Below are 21,998 nucleotides of genomic sequence, written 5' to 3' on the forward strand. Positions count from 1 at the left end.
TTATTTATTTAATATTTTAGCTGTTCAACCTTTTATACACATTATCCAATAGATTTCTGGATTCCTGATTCATCCGATACAAAGAATCATGAAACTCATCCAGTTTATAGAGTATGGCTATGAGCAGTATTTGTTCAGAATGCGTAAGGTTCCCTACAACCACTCTTGAAGCTTTACGGATTTCATCGATATGCTCCTTACCTATTAACCGGAAATATATTTTTGCATACCTCCCCATTCTTATCATAAAGTATTGATAGTACTATCAGAACTTCTTCCTGACTCCTTCCCTATCCAAGCCGGATCTTCTAACTGGGTAACATCTTTAAAGGAAGCCTTGATCCGTTCTATAAACCCTTGAAAATATTAGCCGTATGACACTTTATCTTCATTTTGTTCCCTAAATTGCTGAACAAGTTCTACAATGGCTCTTATGAGATCAAACTTCATATTAAAAACTAGTACACAAATATACTAATAAAAGTTTATTTATAATCTTTATGAGGTGTTGTTTTTAAAGAACACCAAAAAAATTATCTAAAAAAGACAGGCTAAAAAGAATATAAATCCAACAGTAACAAACTGAAACAGCAGATGCAAGGGTATAAAATAAAACCTCCTTACTTGAAAGGAGGTCACAAATGTGTATTGGTAAAAGTTTACAATTGATTCTGATTAAGTAACCTACCTTGAAAATATTCAGAGGTTTATAATCCGTTTCATACAAAAACCAATAAATTAGAAAGTTAAGCCATTTATTTTCATTTATAATTACTCCTTTACCTTTATCATAAAATGTTCCTCCACCAGGATTAACTTTATTAAATTAAATATGGAAAAATTAATAGTTTTATTGAAAATTTCAGCGCTTTAACCACTGAAAGCATTGGTTTAGAATGTAGAAAAACATAAATAGATTCACCTTATTAATTTATTTAATTCCAGCGAATTAACCCCATAAACTTTATAACATCTTTCCGTTGAAAAACTATACTGAACATAAAAGCTAAGGACTATAAGTTTACTTCAGTAGTGCTATTACTTTGTGTTTAAAATAACACAGTACAGAGCGGTGTTAAGCATACAGTAATGCGGTTATACAAATCGTTCCGGATCCTACCTTACTAAATATGTTTCTGGGGGATAATAATAAAAGCTCCTAAAAAAGGAGCTTTTGTAAACCACAACCATACAGTTTTCGAACACTTTTATAGATCATTTGACTAAGTTAACAAAGTTTTATCCTAAATAAGCTGTGTAAATACCGGTCGTCATTAGTATAATTCAACTTGTTTTTTTATGGATAACTGTGTTAATTTTTCAAATCTTGATTAAAATAATAATGTTTTTAATGTATAAACTAATACAATCTGATTTTATATAAATTATTCTGCTTTAATCTGTTCATAAAAATAAACAGACTAAAGCAGTTTTTAATTTTTATGATTTTCAACTATTTGAATCTCAGATTCAGAGAAATAATATCAGAATTCATTCCTACAGATTTTGTGTAATGTCCGTATCTTATCTCCAGCATATTCAGACGTTCTATGCCAAACAATCCATTTTTAGGACTCAACCGGATCCCTGCTCCATAAAAATTGCTGTTAAAGGTAGACAGGTCATAATTGCTTGTATAATAATCGTCAAAAGCTGTATGTTGTTCATAAGGAGCAAAATATTTGGTTCCTTTCTGAGAATAATACCTATAGAACGGGCTTATCGAAACAAAAGGAGATATTTTTACCGGGGTCTCAATATTGAAAGTATTTGATCTGACGCCCCAGCTATCTGTATAGTACCGGTAATAGGTCCTGAATATAAACCGGTCTCCCAGAAAATAATTAGCACGCACTCCCAATGGAAGCTTAAATCTTTTATCTGGAAGTGTCTCCTGATGAACAGAACCATCTGTGAAATAGACCCTATGAAAAGGAAGACTTAGAAAGCCGGTCTGCTGTACAGCATCTGTCAAAAATTCAATCTGAAAATTCTGATTGATAATCTGGGAATAGGCTAAAGATAAAGCAAAGGTATTTCTTCCGCTCGTTCCATAGTTTTCATGCTCTCTGCCTGTTGAGTTTCCTGTACGCAGTTCTATTGGAGTTACCAGCTTTACCTGATCAAAGTAGGTCTGAAACTTTGCAGTAAATTCTCCCATCCGGTTGGCCGTTTTCTGGGCAAAACCAATATTGGCCCCGTAAGACTGGTAATCAAATTCTGTAGAAAACGAGATTCCTCCGAAAATAGTACTCCCTTTGCTTTCATTCTCACGGCTCCACTGTAGTGAAGGATATATTCTGGTATCCGCATGAGAGGCAGAAGAATTGGCTTTGAGATCAATCATATCTGATGAAGCTGAGGTATAATGATCTATTCCTACACTCAGATTGAATTTATTTTTCCGCTGCTTGCTATCATATTTTACCATCGTAACGTCAATCGTATTGGAAAGATCTGTAAGTTTCTCCGATCCTATTCCCCCGGTAACAGCAGAGTTGTTTCCGTCCTGATGGTAATAACTGGATACAAGGTTGGCTTCATCAAAGGTTAGTTTTTTGGACGGAGCTGTATTAGTGTTTTCCTGTGCCTTAGAGCTTATGAACCCAAAGAGAGCCCATATACTTATTACAATTTTTTTCATGTCTGATTCTTTTAAATTTTACCAACTGTAATAGCTCTCTAATTACATCCGCAACCCCCTCCCACTTTTCCGGAGTTAGCTCCTGATGAGCCCTCTCTGTAGGATTGGAAACTAAGTTCTGTCTTTTCTATAGTCCTGTTGCCCAATGCCATTTCGGCATCATTGAGCTTACTTTTTTCGTATTCTTTTAAAGCAGTACATGAATGGATAAGGATCATGATAATAAAAGCCACCAGGCCGGTCCCTATTTTTTTTATATTGTTTTTCATTGTAAATTAATGTTTTGAGATGAATAGACGGTATTGTCATCATCTATAATGATACATTCCAGCTGATGGATCTGATTCACCAGATCCAACGCTGTGTTTATTCCCATAATTCCGACAGGAGTTGCCATAGCATCTGCTATTTCTGCATTAGGACAGAAAACAGTAACACTTTTAACTCCAGAAACGGGCATTCCGGTTTTGGGATTGATGGTGTGAGAATACTTTTTGCCGTCGATAATGACAAATTTTTCATAATTTCCAGAGGTTGCCACAGCCATATCCGTAATATTCATGTAAGAAAACGGTTGTTTTGCATGATCCGGATCTGCAATTCCTACTGTCCAGGGTTTTCCGTTACTCTGCGTTCCCCATGTGGTAAGATCACCGGATGCATTCACAATTCCTGATGGCATGCCTCTTTTCTGAAGCAGCCTTTTTGCCATTTCAGCAGCATACCCTTTTCCGACTCCTCCAAAACCGATTCTCATTCCTTTCTCTTTAAGAAAAACAGTCTGATCTTCGGAATTGAGAAGAATATTCTCATAATTCACCAGTTTTAAATGATCTTTTATAAGCTTTGGATCCGGAAGCTGTTTCATATCACGGTCAAAATTCCAGAAACTTTTATCTATTCCTCCGTAGGAAATATCAAAATATCCGTCAGTAATGCGGCTAATGCGAAGGCTTCTTTCAATCAGATCAAATACTTCCCGATCTACTTTTACAGGCCGTATTCCCGCATGGTGATTGATCAGGCTGGTCTGACTGTTTTCACTGAAAGTGGTAAGCAATTTTTCAATTCTCTGAATTTCGGCTACCGCCGCATCTATATGCAGATAAGCACTTTTTTCATTTTCATCTACTACAGTAATTTCAAAAGCATTCCCCATTAGCCTTTGAGGCTTTCTGAATTCTCTTAACATCTTTTATTTTCTTTGCTGTTGTATATCCCGTATTTCCTTGTTAAAAGCCAAAGCGCTTTCGGAAGGCAGTCCTTCCCAGCTTTTCAATATTTTTCCATCCTGATCCAGTAAAAGAGTATATGGAAACAGTCCTTTTGGATTATATTGATCGGCAAGCGCAGCATTCTCCTTTTTTATTTCAGCAGAAAGCTGGTTCTTTTTATTTCTTGGAAAATCAGCATTGATATAAACCATAATATTTTCTGCTTCCAGTTTCTTAAAATCTTCTGTTTCGATAATATTTTTATGAAGCTTTATGCAGGGAATACACCAGTCAGAGCCAGAAAAATTGAGTAAAATAAGTTCGTTTTTGGCAGCAGCCTCTTTTTTGGCATTTTCAAAACGGCTCTGAGCCATAATGCCAATAGAAAACATACCCATCATCAGGGTTAAAAATAGTGTTTTCATTATTTTAAAATGGATAGTGATTATTATTAAGTTGAACACCGTACACCAACTCATGGCATACAGTATATATGGTCTACAGCGAATGCAGACCGGTTTTGTGTAAAGTATCAGGAAAACAAATTCCTTGGTGGTTCCCAGGCTGTCCTAAGAAAGCCTTTATAGCAGAAATTGTCATTCTTTGAAGGTATTTTCCGGGACTTTATTTGCTTAAAATGATCGTTCTTAAGTTCAAAATGAAATGTATCTCCAATAATGAAAATCAATACCAATGGTGTTGTGTGAATGACAAAGGGTAATTTCTGATCTTTATCATAATCACCATCTTTAACGGGATGATCATAGTGAGTTTTCAGAAATGCGGTGAGAGACATTTCCGGATTCAGCTTTTTATGCTCCCAATAATGTTCTACCAAAGTCGGAATCTTCAACAGCTGATACACTTCGGTTGTAGAAACCAAATAGAGTGACAGCAACAATATGGAAATCAACTTTTTCACAAATCAAAATTATATTTTTTTTATTATGGATGATTATTTTTCCATGTTAATTATTTCCTAAAATAATACCTTTTTATGAGTTTATAAATTTCAAACCACAGTACAGAAACTGAAGCAGTGAACAGTGCCAGTCCAAGTTCTTTTATGCTGAGAGCGGTAACACTAAAAAATCCTGAAACAGGAGCTACATAGAGAATGATCAGCAGAAGAAGCACAACCAGTACGGATATCCCCACAAGCAGGATATTCCGGTTCTTAAAACTCTCCAGCATGCTGTAATAGAAAGAACGGTTCACCAGACTCAGCAGTATATTGGAAAATATAAGCGTAGCGAAAACCAATGCCCTGGTTTTGGCTTCATCATTTCCATGGCTGACAGAATACTGATACAGCCATAATATTCCTGCCGTAATCACAAGCCCCTGAATAATGCTTATCGTGAGCTCTCTCCAGTTCAGAAACGTCTCCGTAAGTGCTCTTGGAGGCTTTTGCATTGCATTTTTTTCCATAGGCTCATTCTCATAAACAATAGAGCACGTGGGGCCCATGACGAGTTCAAGAAAAATCACATGCACAGGCGTAAATATGTGGGGAAATACCCAGCCCAGAAACAGAGGTAGGGAAACAGTAAGTATAATAGGGATGTGAATGGAAATAATATACTGAACCGCTTTTTTTATATTAGCATAGATTCTACGTCCGGCAGCTATTCCTATAACAAGTTTATCCAGATCATCATTTGTAATAACCAATGCTGCAGCTGATTTAGCAATTTCAGTTCCTTTATTTCCCATTGCCACTCCGATATGAGCGGCTTTTAAAGCAGGGCCGTCATTTACCCCATCCCCCAGCATCGCTACTACATGGCCTTGTTCCTTCAGTGCATTAACCACTTGTAGTTTTGCTTCGGGGAACATTCTTGTAAATAAAGTGGTATTTTCAGAAAGCTTTATTATTTCTGCTTCTGAACAGGTAGTAATTTCACTTCCGTTGACAGGCGGAGTATTGCCTTCTATTCCTGCCTGCTGTGCAATAGCTCTGGTGGTATCAGCATTGTCTCCGGTAATTACCTTTACTTTAATACCTGCCTCGTAAATATGTTTAAATACTTCCTTTATTCCTTTTTTAGGAGGATCATAAAATACAGTCAATCCTAAAAAATCAAATCTAAAATCCTGCTGCTTATCCGGAAAATCATTTCCTTCAAAATGAGACCTGGCAATACCCAGCACTCTGTATCCCTGCTCTCCGAAGTTCTTTATTAACTTTCTTATTTTATTTTTTTCTTCTTCTGAAAGATTGGAAACACTGATGATGGCTTCCGGGGCTCCTTTAGCAGCAATAATTCTGTCTTTCTGTTCATTTTCAAAAAGATGGGTCATCATGGGCGGTTTGCCCTCCAGCGGATATTCGTGAAATAACTGATAATCTTTTCTTTGATCAGGCTTCCGGGTCTGCTCATAGATCTTATGCAGTGTTATTTCCATAGGATCAAAAGGTACAGGCTCACTACTCCACATCGCATAATCAATAAGCTCATGCAGCTCTTTTGTTCCAAACTCTTTTTCTTCATAAGTCCTGTCGGAACGATAGTCATAAAGATGCTTCAACTTCATGGAGTTTTCCGTAATCGTACCTGTTTTATCTGTACAGATTACTGAAACACTTCCCAGGGTCTCTACAATACTGCTTCTTTTAATGATAATTCCTTCCCGCATCAGCTTCCAGGCACCTAAAGCCATAAAAGTAGTAAAGGCTACAGGAATTTCTTCAGGAAGAACAGACATTGCCAATGTAAGTCCACTAAGTAAGCTGGTCACAAAATCTCCTGTTTTAACAAAACTGAAGATGCATACCGCCAGAAAGATGATGACTCCGATAACGGCCATCCCCTTTACAAAGTTCCGGATCTGAATCTGCAGTGGAGATGCTTCTGCTTTTATACCCAGTATAGACTGACCTATTTTTCCTACTTTAGTTTCTTTTCCGATGTTTTCGACCTCAAAAACGGCAAGCCCGGAAACTGTGATTGTTCCGCTGTACACTTTATTATCTTCGGATCTGCTATCCTTGAAAACAGAAAAACTCTCTCCTGTAAGGGAAGATTCGTTGACAGAAAAATCGTTGCTGTGAACAATTCTTCCATCAGCATTAATAAGATTTCCCTCTTCGGTAATGCACAGATCTCCAACTGCTATTTCAAAAGTAGGAATATCTATGATCTTTGAACCCCTGATCACTTTACTCAAAGGTTCATTAAGCTTTTCAAGTTCTTCCAGTGCCTTCTTGCTGCGGTTATCCTGATAAAAAGAAATCGCCGTAACACCTACAATGGCAGCAAACATAAACAATGCCTCTCCATAATCTCCTGTAAGTACATAAATGAAGGAAACACATATAAGCAGAATCAACATCGGCTCTTTCAGAATGTTGAGAAGGAGGTCTGCCCATGATTCTTTCTTAACCGCTTCCAGGCGGTTATATCCGTGTTTTTTTCTGGAAGCTTCTACTTCAGCTTCTGTAAGTCCTTTCAAATTGTGCGGTATATTGTAATTCATATGAAATGGATATGATCTTAAATTTACTGATTGTTTTTGTTATATCAGAATACTCTTCCCGTTTTTTAACAACTTACTATTCAATCTGTTGTTTCATTTCTTTCACCCATTGTTCTATTTCTGATTTTTGAGTATCAGACAGCTTTGCATTCCGATGAACGACAGTATAGGATGTAAGTGGCATTTCCCCATTTTTGACGGTTTCTGTAACTTCATCAAGCTTCTTTAATTTTTTCTCTCTTGAATAGCTATTAAATTCGTCAAAATTGAAATGCCTTTTTCCTGAGTTGACATGATCCTGCAGCCACCATTTTACAGGCTGTATAGTATTATACCATGGATAAGATGTGGTATTTGAATGACAGTCATAACAGCTTGCTTTTAATAATTCCTGCACATGAGCCGGTACCCTATAATGTTTTTCAATAGCATTTTCTGAAGGGACGGCCGCTATATTTTTATCAGTATCAAAAAACTGAATTACAATCAGAAACAGTACCATAAATCCTGCTCCTGCTTTTATTAAAGATGATGTTTTCATTATTTATATTTATTTGAAAATAATTGTACCCCTGCAGTCTATTCGTCAGCAGTATTTTTAAGTTTCATGAGAAGTGTATATGCATTCTTTATGACAATTTTTTTATTCTTAAAATTCTCAGCATTAAGGATCTGTACAAACCCGTTTTCTGTTTCACCTAATGTTACAGGAGTTAATCGGTAGGTCTGTTTTTTTTCTTCTACAAAGACAAAGTCTTCTCCTTCAAAATTGACAATACTCTCTTCAGGAACAGCATTGGAAAAAGAAGTACTGGTCTCAATTTCTGCATTCATATACATTCCCGGTACAAGGCTTTGATCATATTTTTCAAAATGACAGTGTACTTCAGCCCATCCACCAGGGCTGACATCCTTACTGATCAGCAGAATTTCACCGTAATATTTTTTATCAGGGTCGGTATTGGTATAGGCGGCAAATTTCTGCCCTTTCTTCAGATTCGCCAGATCTTTTTCATACACTTTAAGATTAAGATGAATATCATCCGGATTAATGAGTTCAAAAAGGACATCGGAAGGATTCACATATTTTCCTATATTCACATTGACCTTACTTACAAAGCCATTGATACTGCTGTAAACCGGTACGCTTTTCTTAATACTTCCGGAGTTCAGAGATTCAGGATTGATATTGATAAGACGGAGCTGCTGGGCCAGAGAGTTCATCAGGATTTTCTGACTGTTCATTTCAGACTGAGCCTGCTGCATCACCTTATCGCTGGTAGCCTGACTTTGGTTAAGGGTTTTCTGACGGTTATAATCCAATTGGGCAAAATGCATTTTAGATTTCGCCATTAAATAATCCTGCTGAAGCTGGATAAACTGCGGATTTTCTATAACCGCAATGACCTGCCCTTTTGAAACAGGTTTTCCCGGAAGCAGGCTGCTTGATTTGAGGTATCCTCCTAAAGGAATACTAACAGAAACCAGATTTTGTGGCGGTACATCTATCATCCCGTTAAGTTTTAAAATGGAGGAGATCTTCTGCAAAGAAAGGACGGTGGTTGCTACAGGTGCATTTTTTAATTGAGCATCTGTAAGCATGACAACATTTTCATCTTTCGGGCGGGCAGCAGACGGCTCTGGTTTTACATGATCTTTACATTGGTAAAACAGGAGTAATCCTATGGATAAGGAATATGATATAATTTTAAGTTTATGTTTCATTGTTATGGATTTAAAGTAAGGTATTCCAGTTCTATAGCACTCTGATTCAGTTTCCAGACTGCATCAGTATAACTGTTTTTTAAAGAAACCGCCTGATTGACAAGGATGACAAACTCCAGATAATTAATTTCTCCTTCCAGAAACTGTTTCTTGGCGGTTTCTGTAATGATACTGGCATTTTTCAATTCTGAGCTTTCATATTGTGAAACAATGCCTAGGTTAACCTGATAAATCTCGGATACTTTTTTACGCTGATTCTGCAGATTGAATTCCATATTGGAAATATCACTTTCCACAACAGATTCAGCAATTTTTGCGGCCTGAATTCTTGCTTTCTGCCCTCCCGAAAAAACAGGCAGCGAAACGCCAAGCTGTACGGAATGAAATTGTGGTGCAGAACCATATATTTTATCATCTGCTCCCATTCCTCTGAAGCTGTTAAGATTATAAGCAAGTTGCAGCCCCGGAAGCATCTTTGCTCTTTCAAGGGCAATCTGCTGTTCGGAAATACTTTTCTGCTGCTGCAATACTTTAATGGTTGGATGTAAGCTAAATTCCTCTTTAAGCCCTCCATGAAAAAGTTTTTGATCTTCAGGCAAAAAATCTGTTTCTGTATTTAAAAGCCATTGAAGCTGATATCCCAGAACTGAAAGCTCCTGGTTCAATTGTTTTAACTGAATTTCAATAGCTGATTTCTGATTAGATGCTGTTGTTTTCTCCAAAATATTACTTTCTCCTGCTTTCAGACGGATCCTTGCTTTATCAAGAAATTCCGTATATAGCTTTAATGTTTCCTGAAGAAGTTTTTCTTTTTCTTTCCCATACAAAATATTGTAAAAGGTAAGACTCACTGCTTTCTTCAGCTCATATTCTTTAAGAGAAACGTTTAGCAGAGACTTTTTCCATTCTTCGGTATATACATTCTTCTGCTTTTTATATACCGTCGGAAATGATATATTCTGTGAAATTCCGAATTTCATATCCGTAAGTGCACTGTTGATCTGTCCGTAATCTATCGTCACTCCCGTTTGAGGAATATCTGATGCTGAACTGATGAGGGCTTTTGAATATTCTGACTTCAATTTTTCCTGTTTAAGATTTCTGTTATTTTTCAAAGCAATATCAACAGCTTCCTGCAATGTAACAGGAGTTTGGGATCTTACCAGCGCTGCAAAGCCGAAGCATAAGAAAATGATCAGAACGGATATCTCTTTTTTATTTTTTGTTTCTTTCATTTTTAAATCCTTTTTCAATATTTACATACAATAGAGGCAGAACAAACAGGGTAAGAAAAGTGGCAACCATTAATCCTCCAATAACCACTGTTGCAAGAGGCCGCTGTACTTCAGCTCCTGCTCCGTTGCTGACAGCCATCGGAATAAAGCCTAATGAAGCAACAAAAGCGGTCATCAGAACCGGACGAAGCCTTGACTCTCCACCGTCTATAATAATTCTAACAATATTTTTAATTCCTCTTTTGTGAAGACGGTTAAATTCTGAAATCAAAACAATTCCGTTCAATACCGCCACTCCGAAAAGCGCTATAAATCCTACCCCGGCGCTGATACTGAAAGGCATTCCCCTGAGCGCCATCAGAAACACTCCTCCAATGATGGAAAGGGGAATCGCAGTATAAATCAGTAAACTTTCTTTAACAGAATTAAAAGCCAGGAACAGCATGACGAAAATAAGGGCCAGAGCAATGGGAACGGCTACCATAAGCCGCTGTTTGGCGTTATTCAGATTTTCAAATGATCCTCCATACGTCATATAATATCCCGTAGGAAGTTTCATGTTCTGATCTACTTTATGCTGAAGTTCCTGCACGATACTCTGAACATCCCTGCCTTTTATATTAAAGCCTACTACAATTCTTCTCTGGGCATTCTCTCTCTGGATCTGGTTGGGACCATTCTTTACCTCAACTTTGGCAAGCTGAGAAAGCGGAATCTGGTTTCCGAAAGGTGTAGGAACCAGCAGATTTTTGATATCATCAACATTTTTACGGTCTTTAGTATCCAGACGTACCACCATATCGAAGCGTTTTTCCCCTTCGAAAACCAATCCTGTACTCTGCCCGGCAAATGCCGTATTGACGATCCTGTTGATATCTGAAATGGATAAATGATACTGGGCAATCAAAGGGCGGTTGTATGCTATGATTACCTGCGGCATTCCGGAAACAGGCTCTATATAAAGATTCTGAGTTCCATCTACTGTTTCTATAATTTTTCCCAGCTTCTGAGCATTTTGTGAAAGAACATCAAGGTCTTCCCCAAAAATTTTGATCACCACATCCTGTCTTGCCCCTGTCATCAATTCATTAAAACGCATCTGTACTGGATATTGAAAGCTGGCTGTAATTCCAGGCACATCCTGCAGCTGTTTCCCCATCTTATCGGCCAGCTCCGGAAAAGTGGATGCTGAGGTCCATTCTTTTTTATCCTTTAAAATAACCATCATATCAGAAGCATCCATCGGCATCGGATCGGTAGGAACTTCCCCGCTTCCAATTTTCGTAACCACCTTTTCCACTTCCGGAAACCTGGTTTTGAGAATATGTGCTGCTTTCTGAGTACTTTCAATGGTCGTGGTAAGATTACTTCCAGGCAGAACCCTTGTATCAACTGCAAAATCTCCTTCTTCAAGAGATGGGATAAACTCTCCTCCCATTTTGGATAAAATGAAAACTGCTGTAATAAATAAGACAGCCACTATGGCAAAAACAGTCTTAGGAATTCTAATAAGTTTGAGTAAAGTTCTAAGATAGATCTGTTCTACTTTTTTCATCATTCTGTCTGATAAAGTAGGTTTATCACTTCTTTTTTTCAGCAAAACAGCACTCATCATCGGAATATAGGTTAGTGAAAGCAAAAATGCTCCCAGTAACGCAAACGCTACTGTCTGCGCCATAGGTTTGAACATTTTCCCTTCAATTCCCTGTAACGTAAGAATCGGGAGATAGACAATCAGAATAATAATCTGTCCGAAAACGGCGCTGTTCATCATTTTTCCCGCAGAATCTATTACTACCGTATCCATTTCAGCTTGTCCGACAGAGAATATCTTTTTAAACTTTGAATTATGACTGAACTGGTGTAAAACAGATTCCACAATAATTACTGCTCCATCAATAATCAATCCGAAATCCAGGGCTCCAAGACTCATCAGATTTCCACTGACTCCAAAGAGGTTCATCATACATATTGCAAAAAGCATCGCCAAAGGAATAACAGAGGCAACCAGTAAACCGGCTCTTATATTTCCCAGAAATAAGACCAGTACAAAGACCACAATCAATGCTCCTTCTGTAAGATTTTTTTCTACTGTTCCAATGGCATTGTTCACCATTTTGGTTCTGTCCAGAAAAGGCTCTATCACTACTCCTTTCGGAAGCGATTTCTGAACCTGGGCAATTTTTTCCTTTACATTTTTTATGACCTGATTACTGTTCTCCCCTTTGAGCATCATTACTACAGCTCCCGACACTTCTCCCTGGTCATTAAAGGTCATAGCTCCATAACGGGTCGCAAAGCCAGGTTTCACTTCCGCAATATCTCTTATAAATAGTGGAGTATCATTTGTTTTTGTCGCAATAGAAATATTGTTAATTTCGTCAATACTTCCTACTAACCCTTCACTCCTGATGTATAGAACTGTGGGGCCTTTTTCGATATAAGCACCTCCGGTATTCTGATTGTTGGCCTGTAATGCATCAAACACATCGTTGATTGTTATTCCATAGGCATTAAGCCTGTCAGGATTTACTGCAATTTCATATTGTTTCAGTTTGCCTCCAAAGCTGCTTACTTCCGCTACTCCTTTTACTCCTAAAAGCTGCCTTCTTACCATCCAATCCTGAATGGTTCTGAGTTCTGTGATATTGTACTTTTTCTCATACCCTTTCTCAGGCCTTACCACATATTGAAAAATTTCACCAAGTCCTGTGGAAATAGGACCAAGCTGTGGATTTCCTATTCCCTGTGGAATAATAGCCTGTATCTGCTGAAGCCTTTCGGCAACCTGCTGCCTTGCCCAGTAGATATCAACATCATCTTCAAAGACAATGGTAACCAGAGACAGCCCAAACCTTGAGAAACTCCTGATTTCCTTTAATCCTGAAATATTATTGTTCGCCTGTTCTATAGGAAAGGTAACAAGGCGTTCTATATCTGTTGCACCAAAAGATGGCGCAGTGGTAATAACCTGTACCTGATTGTTGGTAATGTCCGGTACCGCATCTATCGGCAGTTTGGTAACCTGATAGGCGCCCACACCAATAAGTCCCAATACCAACAATGCAATAATGAGTTTATTCTTTACAGAAAACTCAATGATTTTTGTAAGCATATAATGATTGATTAATCTTAATTATCATGATAAAATTCCGGTATTCTGACGCATAGGTTCAATGCATCTGCATTACATACAGACACTTCTCTGAGAAACAGAATACCTTCCCAGTCAAAAAAAATGACTGAGAAAAACAGATTAAGATTGACTAAATCTTGGCGGCTGCCAGATAGAATTGAGAATTTCTTTATTGTAAAGAGCACTTTTATAAAAGGTCTTCTTAATTTCAATAGGATTAAATACCTTCTCTATACAATGAAAATCTAAGGAAGGATTAATAGTGAAAACCACAGAAAGCAGGCTTGTATGTGAAACAAATGGCAATCTCTGGTCCTGATCGTGATCACTGTCTTTCACAGGATGATCATAATGGGTTTTCAGAAATGCTGCAAGCGACATTTCAGGATTGAGGTTTTTGTGCTGAATATAATGCTCAATGAGAAGCGGCATCTTCAAAAGCTGGTAAAGTTCGGTTGTAGAAACCAAATATAATGATAACAACAATATGGAAATCAGCTTTTTCACTCCATCAAAATTATAACTTTTTTCATTAAGAATGATTTTAAATAAGAAGTTCTTCTGGTTAATAGCATCAAAAATAATTTTTAGGGACTGTGAGGCCTTCTCCTCTTGGTAACCTTCCCTTTTACGGAGTAATGTATACTTATACTATCTCTATCTTTTATATCCCATGAGGTTAATTAAAGGTAAACACTATTTAACCCGAGTTAGGGATCATAAAATTAAGGATAATAGGCTGGAAGTTACTATCGGAACTACAATTTCTGACGTTGCCGTAAAATTTGATGAAGAAGTCTTTAAAGGAATAATACATTACAGGGTTGTAAGTGTTTTTTTAACCTCAGCTCACTTCCCTCTCCCAGCTTTAGGCTTCCTTACTTACTAAAAAAAGAAATGTCTTATCCCGAACTCAGGTTATTTATGATTCTAAGATTATTTAATCACAACTCAACATTTACCTTGACCATTTACAAAAGAAAAACACTAAAAAACAAAACAACCCACTGTAAAACAGCAGGTTGTTCATTTGTTAATGTGACCGCAGAAGGATTCGAACCCTCACCGTTGGAGCCGAAATCCAAAGTTCTATCCATTAAACTATGCAGCCCAATTCATCAGTAATATAAAGATAAGTAATGAGTAATTTTCAAATTACTTATCATTCATTGCTTATATTTTAGAAGGTAATCTTCACACCACCCAGAATCTGTGGACCTAAGACTTTATAAGCCTTGTAGGTCTGATATTTTGAGCTTAGAAGATTATTTCCGAGTGCGAAAATACTGAAATTTTTGTGAATTTTGTACTCTGCTGAAAGATTTAAATCCGCATACCCCCCAACTTTATCGTTCGTATTTTCTAATGAGCGGTAAATCATTCCATTAGGAGCCGAAGCATCTGCAATTCCTTCAATTGAAAAAGAGTTTGTTGTTCTGTCGCTTGCGAAAATTCCTTTGAAACCTAGCAATAACTTCTTATCAAGCATCGTATATTTAGCACCAATACTTGCATTCACTAAAGGAACGTTGTAGATATTATCGTAGTTCTTCAAATTATACTTTGTAAACCTTACTTCCCCATCAATCATTAAGTTTTCTAAAGGGAAATACTGTACACTACCTTTAATATCACTTACATTTCCGTCATCATAAATGGCAGAGAATGTGTTCGCATAGTCATAAGCAGCACGGTTCAGGGTGTAGTTATTATCAAAAAGAGGGTTTGCTTTAAAGAACATAATGTCTTTCATTTTTCCGAACCCTGCAGAGAAGTCGTATTTCAACATTTCATCAATATCTCCTCTTAATCCTACGTAAAAGTGATATTTTGTTTCTGTAGGTTTTAAATACTGGTCAGAAAGCGCGTAAGGATTCTCCTGAAGAAGATCTCCGTAAGTATTAAGCTTAAGACCACCGTCTACTCCACCGTAGAATTTAAATTCTTTGGCAGCAGCCACCTGGAACTCAGCTTGCGGGAACCAATACGTTTTATTGTTCTTCACCTGATCCATCAGTCTGTTTGAATTCTTAGCATTCAGGAAAGAAAACCCTGATCCTAACATCAAATAAGACTCCCCTTTTCTAAACGTTACTTTTGGAGTTAAATTCGTATTAAAGAAATTGGAAGAGTTTTTATCTACCATTTCAAAATCTGTTTTTACGGCTTCTAAACCTACTCCTAAATCAGCATTCAGGTTGATTCCTGATTTACCAAGTTCAACAGCATGCTTAGAGAAATTAGCCAAAATTGAAACCTGATTTTCCTGAGCGTCAAAATGATCTTTCAAGAATGATGATTTTACCCTTACATCATTCAGAATTTCGTTAGAATAGAAATCGTAGTAACCATTTACTTTGAACTGATTAACTTTCTGTTTCAGATCAACATCCGCATTGGGTGTCAGTGCATAGATCCCATAATAGTTATAGTTATTCAATCCATATTCAGCATTGATGTTGAATTTTCCTTTATCTCCATAAGAGTTCAGAAAAGCTCCTATCGTTGCGGAAGTTTGCTTGGATTTCCAATCGTAATCATTTTTAAGACCATTCGTAGAAAGCAAATGCACATCTGCTCCTACTTCAAACTTATTTTCAAGGGTTTTGGATACATTTCCATCCAACAGAATCTTCCCATAATTTCCCATTCCGAACTGGACATAGTTATTCTGAGCTGTTCCGTCAAATTTCGGAGCCACATCCTCTCCCTGAATGGTAGAAGTCTTGAAGTCAGAAACCGCAGGAACGTCTGTAATGGTATACTTTACAGGATTCTGGGATTTCTCTTCCGGTGGATAGTTTTTAATGGTTTCCACGGAAGTCTTCTTTTTCTCGATCTTCTTCACTTCCGGCTCTCTCTTTTTATTAAGAACCAGTTTCTCCTCCTTGATCTGGGAAAACGCGAACTGCGAAACCCCTAAAAATATGATGGATAATAATTGAATTTTTCTGTTCATTACTACTTCTTGTATTTATGTATCCATGCCAATCGTATCAATAACGCTTTACATGAATAGGATACTACATTTTTACTTTTTAATCTGCTTTTTAACTTCTTTCGCTTCTGCTACGATGTCTGGGAAGCTCTTATAGTTGGCAATAATCTGGTCACAGGTGTAACTTGCCTGATAGTTATCTTTAAGGCCAATATAGTTTTTGGCCATCAGTACCAAGGCTCTTGCTCCCCAATATTCTTCAGAAGCGTAGTTGTTGGCAAGTTTGAAGATCGTTTCATTAGAAGATTTGAATGCTTTTCCTTTATTCTGATAATAAGCTTTTGCATACAATGCTTCTGCTGCTACCGAAGTATTGGATGATTTTTCAAGAGAAGTATAAGCTGTTTGAGCATCTTTATCTTTTCCTGAATTCATCAGACTTCTAGCCTTGATCACCTTCGCTGTTTCAATAACTGCCGCAGAGTTTTTAGAATTAGCAATGACTGCATTGGCTAATTTTTCTGCTTCAGAGAAGTTCTTCTCATCTGCATACAACTTCATCAATTCAACGTTAGCATAGTTTTTAATGCTGATATTGGATGAGTTTTTAATTCCTTCAAGGTATTTCTTGGCTTCAGCTGTATTCCCCTGTGCAATAAAGATCTGCGCTAAACGGGTTTGAGCATCATCCTGATAATCATTCTGAACTCCTGCTACTTCCTGTAAAACAAGCAGTGCTTTGGTAGAATTATTGGTTTGATAATAGCTTTCTCCCAATTCATATTTAGCCTGATACAGACCTTCTCCTGTTGGATTCTGCGTTAGATATTTCTCATAATAAGAAATAGCATTTTTGTAGTCTTTCTTCGCAAAATTCTGTTTTCCGGTAGATAAGTTGATCTCATCAATTTCTGAAGCATCAACATTCACTCCTATATTTCTCGCAAAGCTTTCGTAACCTGAAACATCCCCGTTTTTCGTGAAGATAGGTTTGGCAGCCTGAACTATCTTCTGGGCATATGCTGTATTTTTATACTGCTCGCCCAATGATTTCAGTTCAGAAAGGGCTTTATCATTCTGGTTCTGATCAATATAATTCTGGGCTCTATAAATAGATGCATTGGCAATTAAATCTTTGTCTGAAGACGTTTTAATAACCTTTCCAAAATAATCATTAGAGTTGGCAAAATCATCCTGAGCTGCATAAGCCGTTCCTATTTCGTATTGGGCATCATCATAATATTCGGAATCCGGATATTTCGATAATAAGTTTTTCAGATTGGTAATCTTCGCCTGAGTATCACCTTTAAATCCTAAAGCCATCGCTTTTTGATATACCGTATAATCTGTAGCGTCTGCATTTTTATCATAGATCGCAATCGCTTCATTCAGGTCATTATTCGCATAGTGAATATCTGCGAGACGAAGTTCTGCATCATTTTTAAATTCAGGTTTAGGATTCGCCAGATACTGCTTGAAGTACGTAGCAGCCTGATCAAATTTCTTAGCTTTAAAATAAGCATATCCCAGATCATAAGGCAGCTGTTGTTTTTCAGGGAAGTTTTCGTTCAGAAGTTTTTCATAACGAACAATGGCAGACGGGTAATTTCCTTTCTGGTAATATACCTGAGCCAGCCAATATAAAGCTCTGCTGTTAAATTCTTTATTGATATTAAATCCTAAGCTTCTTAAGAAATATTTCTCTGCTTCGTCATAGTTTCCTTTATTGAACTCTTCCGTTCCTAACAAATAAGAAACTTCCTGATCTACTTTATTAATTTCAGGGGTAGAACCCTGTAATCGGTCAATAGCATTCAATGTTTCTTTATAGTTTCCGGAATACAGGTATGATTTCACTAACAGTGATCTCATTTCTGAAGCATTGGAAGCATTCTGGTTATCGTTGATATAACTTTGAAGAACGGTAGACGGGTTTTCAAACGGGTTTCCGATATCATATCCCAGTTTAGCATACTGTTCGTGTGCCAGTTTTTTCACTTTCGCATCATAATCCATCTGATAAGAAGAACGGAATGCAGAAAGGGCTTCCTGCTTTTTATCAACCGCTAAATAAGCATTTCCTAATTGATAGTAAGCATTCTGAGCCAATGCTGAATTACTGTTAACAAGTTGGTTGTAATAAGAAACCGCTTCATCATATTTTTTCAGCTGAGCGGCTACAAATCCCATCTCATAAAGATCATTTTCCGATGGATTCTGCTGTACATTCAGATAATCTTTCAAATGAGGGTATGCTGAATTATAATCACCTTTCATGAAATAACTCTCTCCGATGATCTTGTGTACTTCTGCTTTATAAGATTCTGAAATATTTTCGTTTAATAAAGCATTCCCTTCAGAGATCGCTTTATCATAGTTCTTATCATTGTAATACATCTGTACATAATACGGACGTACCAGTTTTGAGAATTTATCCTGATCTTTTACAGAATCAAAATACTGGAAAGCCTTATCGTTTTGTCCGTTGCTGTAATACAGGTGGCCAAGCATATAGGCTATATTTCCTTTTTGGGACTGGTCTGCTGTTTTATAAGCTTCTTCCAGAGCGTCGGTAGCTCCTTTAGAATCTCCCATCATAAACTTAGCATACCCCAATTTCATAATATACTGGGTATTTTCCTCTTTTGAAAGCTGATATTGGTTTACCTTTTTCAAAGTTTCCAATGCTTTTTCAAAGTCTTTTTTCGCCAGATAATAGTCCGCCAAAGGAAGATTAGCCTGAGCAAAATAAGCAGAATTAGGATATTCTTTCATGAAAGCTGTCAATCCTTCTTCAGCATGATTTTTCTGAAGAATCACGCCAATCACATTATCAAAAAACTGAGCCGCCTCCTTCTTTGAACGGGACAAATTCTGATTGTAGAAATATTGTCTTGCGTATTCGTATTGGGAGGCGTTGTATATTTTAGTCTGATAAAGATTTTCAGCTAGATTGAATCTGTAATTTTCTTTCTGTGTAAAATATTGGGACTGTTGAGCATCGGAAATTCCGAAATAGATGACCGCAGCCGCTAAAAGTATTTTTTTTGATTTCATTCTTCTTGATATAAGAAAATTAGTCTAAATAAGTTAACGAAAATATTAAAAACTTATTGTTTAAGCAAGTTTTAGCAGATTTAATCCTGCAAAGCAGTGAATTCACAACAGTAAAAAACATTTCACTATCGCATGATAAAAATTCTTAATTTAGTCTGATAAAAATGCAAACAATTTTAGCAATCAATTATCAAAAATACATTTTGAACTGATACTTTCTCAACAGCAGCTAAAAACATACCATAAACACACTACAATATGAATTTTAAGATACTTTTAGCATTAATTTTTGTCAACCTCATGCAGGCTCAAAAATTTTATTTTCCGAAAACGGCTGTCAACGACTCCCTTAATTTGGAAAAACAGATGCCTACATTGGCCGCTCAAGTGATCTCTAACCTTCAGACTGTGAAGTATAAACCTAAAAATGATGTAGATTTTTCGGATGCCCTTTTTCGGATGCAGATTGTAGCTAAAGAGTACAAAAAATCCATTGCAACCCTCGCTGAACATCGTAATCAGTTTGCAGATCATAATATGGCCGGATACAAATCTATGGGATACGAAGTTTACAGTATGGCCAAAGTAACAGAAGCAACAACTAAGACACCATTTCCAAAAGCTCTTCAGGAAGCATTTAATAAAAAATATAAAAGTCTTGATGACCATTTGCTTCCAAGAGTTGGTCTTGCTGTTTATGGTGATGTAAATAACTTCAGGAAGCTATTGAAAAAAGCACTTGATAAACAAAAAGGAAAAGACAGTATAGATTATCCTTCGGCGCTGGCATTATGTAAAGCTTATTTAAATTATAAGACGTATTCCAGCATCCATCCTCAGATTATGCAGCTTTTGGCTTTAAAGGATAAAGAAAAATTTATTACAGAAACGAGAGACCTTACAACCAAGAATGGAAATACCCTTACCATAACTATTATCAGAAAAAAAGAGAACAAATCACCTCTTCCGGTTATCCTTACCAGTAATATTTATGCCGGGGAAATTGATCATTTTTTCGGAAAGAGAGCTGCTGTTTACAATTATGTAGGAGCTGTGGTTAATACCAGAGGTAAAAGAAACAGCAATGATGAGAATAATCCTTTTGAACATGAATCTCAGGATCTTTATGAAGTAATAGACTGGCTAAGCAAACAGCCTTGGAGTAATGGAAAAGTGGGAATGATTGGAGGCAGCTATGTAGGATTCAGTCAATGGGCAGCTGTGAAGAACCTGCATCCGGCTTTAAAAACCATTGTGCCGCAAGTTTCCGTAGGAATCGGAATTGATTATCCTGCTCAGAATAATGTATTCATGAATTACATGCTGCAATGGATTCAGTATGTTACCAATAATAAATATACCGATGAAGCAGATTTCAGTAATGCTGTAAAATGGGACTCTATTAATACGGCATGGTATAAAAGCGGGAAATCATTCAGAGCTTTGGATACTATCAGTGGTAAGCCAAGCAAAATATTCCAAAGATGGCTGGATCATCCGGGTTATGACCAATACTGGCAGAAAATGGTTCCTTATAAAGAGGAGTTTGCTAAAATCAACATCCCTATTCTCACCACTACGGGATACTATGATGATGACCAGATTGGAGCATTATATTATTACAAAGAACATTTAAAATACAATAAGAATGCAGACCATTATCTGGTAATAGGACCTTATAATCATGGCGGAGCACAAAGCTTCGGATTTACTTATGTGGAAGGAAACCCTATAGATCCTGCTGCAAGAATCAGTATTGATGATCTTGCTTTTTCCTGGTTCGATTATATTCTTAAAAATGGTAAGAAACCGGAAATTTTAAAAGACAAGGTTAATTTTCAGGTGATGAATACCAACGCATGGAAACATGTTCCCAATCTGGATCAAATGCACACTTCCAGTCTTAAGTTTTATCTTCAGAACAGCAAAAACAATTCTTCTGTTTTTAATAAACCCACCCAACAAAGTTTTACACCACTTACTGTTGATTTCAAAAACAGAAATGATAAAGACACCTATTATGCTGTAAGTAAAAAAGACAGCATTAAAACAACCAATTCCATTTATTTTGAAAGTGAAGTTTTGGATAAGGACCTTATCATCAGTGGAAGTATATCCGGAATTTTTAATCTTTCCCTTAATAAAAAAGATGTAGATACCAATATTTATCTCTATCAGATCAAACCGGATGGGAAGCTTTTCTCTTTATCTTCTCAACTTGCAAGAGCCAGCTATTCTAAAGATAATGAGGTACGCCAGCTTCTTACTCCCAGTACCATAGAACAGATTCCCATAAAAAACGCTTACGTTATGAGTAAAAAGATAGAAAAAGGAAGCAAGTTACTTTTATTGGTAGGTGTTAACAAAAATCCGAACTGGCAGATCAATTACGGGACAGGTAAAGATGTAAGTGAAGAAACAATAAAGGATGCAGGAGAACCGATAATGATAAAATGGTATAATGACAGCTATGTGGAAATACCTGTTTATAAAGACTAAAGGCTTTCCGTTAAGTATTTTTATCTAATTGTTCTTAACGACTGTTAACATCAAAATAAAAAATCATTAC

General features: G+C 36.9%; 13 protein-coding genes, 1 tRNA gene and 1 pseudogene. 1 reads left to right on the top strand and 14 read right to left on the bottom strand.

Annotated elements, in window-relative coordinates; genetic code table 11:
• Positions 1 to 16: 16 nt before the first annotated feature.
• The 14 genes and pseudogenes from CHSO_RS25660 to CHSO_RS15845 all read right to left on the bottom strand — a co-directional run bounded on the left by CHSO_RS25660 (position 17) and on the right by CHSO_RS15845 (position 19,429).
• A complete protein-coding gene (locus CHSO_RS25660; RefSeq protein ID WP_144428940.1) occupies positions 17 to 247 on the bottom strand; it encodes a hypothetical protein in 231 nt (76 codons plus the stop codon).
• A 1,206-nt stretch (positions 248 to 1,453) separates the two neighbouring features.
• Complete coding sequence (locus tag CHSO_RS15780; RefSeq protein WP_045497956.1) at positions 1,454 to 2,644, bottom strand: DUF3570 domain-containing protein; 1,191 nt, start codon at positions 2,642 to 2,644, stop codon at positions 1,454 to 1,456.
• 38 nt (positions 2,645 to 2,682) lie between these two features.
• A complete protein-coding gene (locus CHSO_RS15785) occupies positions 2,683 to 2,913 on the bottom strand; it encodes a DUF4266 domain-containing protein (protein ID WP_045497960.1) in 231 nt (76 codons plus the stop codon).
• A complete protein-coding gene (locus CHSO_RS15790) occupies positions 2,910 to 3,836 on the bottom strand; it encodes an FAD:protein FMN transferase (RefSeq protein WP_045497963.1) in 927 nt (308 codons plus the stop codon). The genes CHSO_RS15785 and CHSO_RS15790 overlap by 4 nt, the downstream gene beginning before the upstream one ends.
• A 3-nt stretch (positions 3,837 to 3,839) precedes the next feature.
• Positions 3,840 to 4,283: a thioredoxin family protein gene (locus tag CHSO_RS15795; RefSeq protein ID WP_045497966.1), complete on the bottom strand. Its 444-nt coding sequence runs from the start codon at positions 4,281 to 4,283 to the stop codon at positions 3,840 to 3,842.
• A 107-nt stretch (positions 4,284 to 4,390) separates the two neighbouring features.
• Positions 4,391 to 4,780 carry a hypothetical protein gene (locus tag CHSO_RS15800; protein WP_045497968.1) on the bottom strand — a complete coding sequence of 130 codons (390 nt, stop codon included), beginning with the start codon at positions 4,778 to 4,780 and terminating at the stop codon, positions 4,391 to 4,393.
• Between the two features lie 50 nt (positions 4,781 to 4,830).
• A complete protein-coding gene (locus CHSO_RS15805) occupies positions 4,831 to 7,338 on the bottom strand; it encodes a cation-translocating P-type ATPase (RefSeq protein ID WP_045497970.1) in 2,508 nt (835 codons plus the stop codon).
• Positions 7,339 to 7,414: 76 nt separating this feature from the next.
• Positions 7,415 to 7,879 (bottom strand): heme-binding domain-containing protein, encoded by a 465-nt coding sequence (locus tag CHSO_RS15810; protein WP_045497973.1) that lies wholly within the window; start codon positions 7,877 to 7,879, stop codon positions 7,415 to 7,417.
• A gap of 38 nt (positions 7,880 to 7,917) precedes the next feature.
• Positions 7,918 to 9,063, bottom strand: a complete 1,146-nt coding sequence (locus tag CHSO_RS15815) for an efflux RND transporter periplasmic adaptor subunit (RefSeq protein ID WP_045497976.1) — start codon at positions 9,061 to 9,063, stop codon at positions 7,918 to 7,920.
• Positions 9,064 to 9,065: 2 nt separating this feature from the next.
• Positions 9,066 to 13,413 (bottom strand): annotated as a pseudogene (locus CHSO_RS15820) (CusA/CzcA family heavy metal efflux RND transporter).
• A gap of 141 nt (positions 13,414 to 13,554) precedes the next feature.
• A complete protein-coding gene (locus CHSO_RS15825) occupies positions 13,555 to 13,941 on the bottom strand; it encodes a hypothetical protein (protein WP_045497979.1) in 387 nt (128 codons plus the stop codon).
• 532 nt (positions 13,942 to 14,473) lie between these two features.
• A tRNA-Arg gene (locus CHSO_RS15835) sits at positions 14,474 to 14,545 on the bottom strand.
• Positions 14,546 to 14,614: 69 nt separating this feature from the next.
• Complete coding sequence (locus CHSO_RS15840) at positions 14,615 to 16,393, bottom strand: TonB-dependent receptor (protein WP_045497985.1); 1,779 nt, start codon at positions 16,391 to 16,393, stop codon at positions 14,615 to 14,617.
• A 72-nt stretch (positions 16,394 to 16,465) separates the two neighbouring features.
• Positions 16,466 to 19,429 (bottom strand): tetratricopeptide repeat protein, encoded by a 2,964-nt coding sequence (locus tag CHSO_RS15845; RefSeq protein WP_045497988.1) that lies wholly within the window; start codon positions 19,427 to 19,429, stop codon positions 16,466 to 16,468.
• 258 nt (positions 19,430 to 19,687) lie between these two features.
• Between CHSO_RS15845 and CHSO_RS15850 the strand changes: the two genes are divergently transcribed.
• Entirely contained in the window at positions 19,688 to 21,928 is a 2,241-nt protein-coding gene (locus tag CHSO_RS15850) for a CocE/NonD family hydrolase (RefSeq protein ID WP_045497991.1), read from the top strand.
• Positions 21,929 to 21,998 lie beyond the last annotated feature (70 nt).

This window comes from Chryseobacterium sp. StRB126, from assembly GCF_000829375.1.
Lineage (GTDB): Bacteria > Bacteroidota > Bacteroidia > Flavobacteriales > Weeksellaceae > Chryseobacterium.